Raw genomic sequence first — 4,148 nt, forward strand, 5'->3', positions numbered from 1 at the left:
GAGGGCATCCCGGTCGACGGGATGGAGGCGTTGCTGCCGGTGCTGCGTCCCGAAGACTTGTCGCTGCTGACCAACCAGCTGGCCGAGGGCACGCCGGTGCTGGTCTGCGACCCGGAAAAGGTCCGCACCCGCGCGGCTGACCTGATCAAAACCGGCCGCGAGTTTCTCGAGGCGTCCTGGTCGGTGGCAGCGTTGGGCGGCGATTCGCCCATCGATGTCGAGCAGCTCGGCGGCTCGGGATTCCGCGAACTCGACGAGGTGCGGGCCGCCACCCGACAGTCCGGCCACCCGTGGTGGACGCTGAGCCAACTTTCCGACGAGTCGGCGGTCGAGCTGGACATCCGGGCCGCGCCGTCGGCTCGTGGCCATCAGCGCGACATCGACGAGATCTTTGCGATGCTGCGTGCCCACGTATCGACCGGCGGGGTTGCCGCCGTCGTCGCGCCCGGAACCGGGACCGCGCACCGGGTGGTCGAGCAGCTGGCCGAATCCGATACGCCCGCAACGATGTTGGAGCCGGGTGCAGAACCCAAGCCCGGCGTGGTCGGGGTGCTCAAAGGCCCGCTGCACGACGGCTTGATAGTCGGGGGATCACCGGGTGCCGCGCTGGTCATCATCACCGAGACCGACCTGACCGGCAACCGGGTGACGGCCACGGACGGCAAAAGGCTTGCGGCCAAACGTCGTAACACCGTCGACCCGCTGGCTTTGACCGCAGGCGACCTGGTCGTTCACGACCAGCACGGCATTGGGCGATTCGTCGAGATGACCGAGCGCACCGTCGGCGGTGCCCGGCGCGAATATCTGGTACTGGAGTATGCGTCGACCAAACGAGGCCAGAACGAAACCGACAAGCTTTATGTGCCAATGGATTCGTTGGATCAGCTGTCCCGGTATGTCGGTGGGCAGGCGCCGGCGCTGAGCCGGCTCGGCGGCAGCGACTGGACCAACACCAAGACGAAAGCCCGCAAAGCGGTCAGGGAGATCGCCGGCGAGCTGGTGTCGCTGTACGCGAAGCGGCAGGCCAGCGCGGGACACGCGTTCGGGTCGGACACGCCGTGGCAGGCCGAAATGGAGGATGCCTTCGGCTTCACCGAAACTCATGACCAGCTCACCGCGATCACCGAAGTCAAGTCCGACATGGAAAAACCGATCCCGATGGACCGGGTGATCTGCGGTGACGTCGGCTACGGCAAGACCGAGATCGCGGTACGGGCGGCGTTCAAGGCGGTGCAGGACGGCAAGCAGGTCGCGGTCCTGGTGCCGACCACGCTGCTGGCCGATCAGCATCTACAGACCTTCACCGAGCGGATGGCTGGCTTCCCGGTCCGGATCAAAGGCCTGTCCCGGTTCACCGACGTCGCCGAATCCCGCGACGTGCTCAACGGCATGGCCGATGGTTCGGTGGACATCGTGATCGGCACCCATCGGCTGTTGCAGACCGGGGTGCGGTGGAAGGACCTCGGCTTGGTGGTCGTCGACGAGGAACAGCGGTTCGGCGTCGAGCACAAGGAGCACATCAAGTCGCTGCGCACCCACGTCGACGTGCTGACGATGAGTGCGACGCCGATCCCGCGCACGCTGGAGATGAGCTTGGCCGGGATCCGTGAGATGTCGACGATTTTGACCCCGCCCGAAGAGCGCTACCCAGTGTTGACCTACGTCGGGCCGCACGACGACAAGCAAGTCGCGGCGGCGCTGCGCCGAGAACTGCTGCGCGACGGACAGGCTTTCTACGTACACAACCGGGTCAGTTCCATCGATCAGACGGCAGCGCGGGTGCGGGAATTGGTGCCGGAGGCCAAAGTTGCCGTCGCGCATGGGCAAATGCCCGAGGATCTGCTGGAAACCACCGTCGAAGGATTCTGGAACCGCGAGTTCGACATCCTGGTATGCACGACGATCGTCGAGACCGGTCTGGACATCTCCAATGCCAACACATTGATCGTCGAGCGCGCCGATACCTTCGGGCTGGCCCAGCTGCACCAGCTGCGGGGTCGGGTGGGCCGCAGTCGTGAACGTGGTTATGCCTATTTCCTTTATCCGCAACACGCCCCGCTGACCGAGACCGCCTACGACCGGTTGGCGACGATCGCGCAGAACAACGAATTGGGCGCAGGCATGGCGGTGGCGATGAAGGATTTGGAGATTCGCGGCGCCGGCAATGTGCTGGGTGTCGAGCAGTCCGGACACGTCGCCGGGGTGGGCTTTGATCTGTACGTGCGGCTGGTAGGCGAGGCCGTGGAGGCGTATCGCGCTGCGGCCGACGGGAAGACCGTCACGACTGCCGAAGAGCCCAAAGATGTGCGGATCGACTTGCCGGTCGATGCGCACCTGCCACCGGACTACATCCCCAGCGACCGGCTCCGGCTGGAGGGATACCGCCGGCTGGCCGCGGCGGGCGACAACGCGGGCATCGATGCCGTTGTCGAGGAGTTGACCGACCGTTACGGGACGCTGCCCGAAACCGCGCAGCGGCTGGTGGCGGTGGCACGACTCCGGCTGCTGTGCCGCAACGCCGGCATCACCGAAGTCTCGGCGGCATCGGCGGCCACGGTGCGGCTGGCGCCGATGACCCTGCCGGACTCTGCCCAGGTGCGATTGGCGCGGATGTATCCGGGTGCGCGTTATCGCGCTACGACGTCGACGGTGCAGGTTCCGATTCCGCGCGCCGGCGGCGTCGGGGCGCCCCGAATCCGTGATCTCGAGCTGGTGCAAATGGTGGCCGATTTGGTATCGGCGCTGGATGGGAAACCGGGAGAGTCGAGCAAGGTTGATATAACGATGTCATCCGGGCAATCGGCACCGGCGGCGAGACGGGAGCGACAGGCAAGATGACCGTCATCTTGGTCGATCCTCGCCGACCGTCGCTGGTTCCGGTGGAGGCCATCGAGCTGCTCACCGGTGAGGTGCAGTACACCGAGGAAATGCCGGTCGCGGTGCCCTGGACGTTGCCGGCGGCGCGCTCCGCGCATACCGGGGAGGACGCTCCGGTACTGCTGTCCTCGGATCCCGACCACCCGTCGGTCACGGCGCGATTGGCTGCCGGCGAGCGACTGATTTCTGCGCCCGATCATCAGCCGGGGGAGCGACTGGTGGACGCGGTCGCGATGATGGACAAATTGCGAACCGCCGGGCCGTGGGAAAGTGAGCAAACTCACGACTCGTTGCGCCGGTTCCTGCTGGAAGAGACCTACGAGGTCTTCGACGCGGTGCGCAGCGGCGATGCCGACGCGTTGCGCGAGGAGCTCGGCGACGTGCTGCTGCAGGTGCTTTTCCACGCGCGCATCGCCGAGGACGCGCCACAGCATCCGTTCAGCATTGACGATGTCGCCGATGCGCTGATCCGCAAATTGGGTAATCGAGTTCCTGAAGTTCTTGCTGGAGAAGAGATTTCGCTCGACGATCAGCTGGCTCAGTGGGAGGAGCGCAAAGCCCGGGAAAAAAGAGCAAAGAAGGCATCGGCCTCGGTGCTAGACGACGTGCCGACCGCTCAGCCGGCTCTTGCGTTGGCGCATAAGGTGGTTCAGCGCGTCCACCGGGCGGGGTTGCCCGCCGACCTGATCCCGGCAGAGATCACGTCGATCACGGTAACCTCCGATGTCGATGCTGAAAATGCTTTACGCACAGCGGTTTTGGAATTCATGGATACGGTCCGCAGCGCTGAGAAGGCGATCGCCGCTGACCGCCGCGGAGAAGACGTTCCTGAAGAGCTCGATGTTGCTCCACTGGGCGTAATCGCCGAGGAGGAGTGGCGCGCGCACTGGCTGCCTGTCGTCGAGACGCCGGGGCTCGCGGACGAGGCCGAGGAGTCGGCGGAGGACGTCGACGAAGCGGACGGCGCGGCTGATGACGTCGCCGAACCTGAGCTCGAGCCCGAGGCCGTTCCCGACGGCGACGACGCGCCCGAAACTGATGAATCGCCGGCTGACGAGCAAGACGATCGGCCCAGCGAGCCTGAGTAGATTCGGCCAGCATCTTGGCTGGACAACTGGGTTTAGTCCAGACGCGGCGCCGACTCGCAGCTGACCTACTGGATTCCCATGGGACCATGGTCGGGTAATCGTGTGTAGGGAGTGTTGTGTCACCTGTCCGTTGGCTGCGGGCGTTCGCCGTCGTGGGAGCGACGGCGCTGCTCTTGGCATCAA

Annotated in this window: 2 protein-coding genes; both read left to right on the forward strand. The window is 65.4% G+C overall.

Translation table 11 applies throughout. The annotated features are described in order from the left end of the window. On the forward strand, nt 1-2,838 hold a 2,838-nt coding region (gene mfd / locus WB785_RS06950), incomplete at its 5' end, for a transcription-repair coupling factor (RefSeq protein WP_424078069.1). Next, entirely contained in the window at nt 2,835-3,965 is a 1,131-nt protein-coding gene (locus WB785_RS06955; protein WP_424078071.1) for a nucleoside triphosphate pyrophosphohydrolase, read from the forward strand. The genes mfd and WB785_RS06955, both read left to right, overlap by 4 nt. Nucleotides 3,966-4,148: the final 183 nt, after the last annotated feature.

It is taken from the genome of Mycobacterium sp., assembly GCF_049585075.1.
Lineage (GTDB): Bacteria > Actinomycetota > Actinomycetes > Mycobacteriales > Mycobacteriaceae > Mycobacterium.

Bases quoted from the DNA above. Each gene is read 5' to 3' on its own strand.
- WB785_RS06955 (WP_424078071.1), top strand. From the start codon at position 2,835: ATGACCGTCATCTTGGTCGATCCTCGCCGACCGTCGCTGGTTCCGGTG.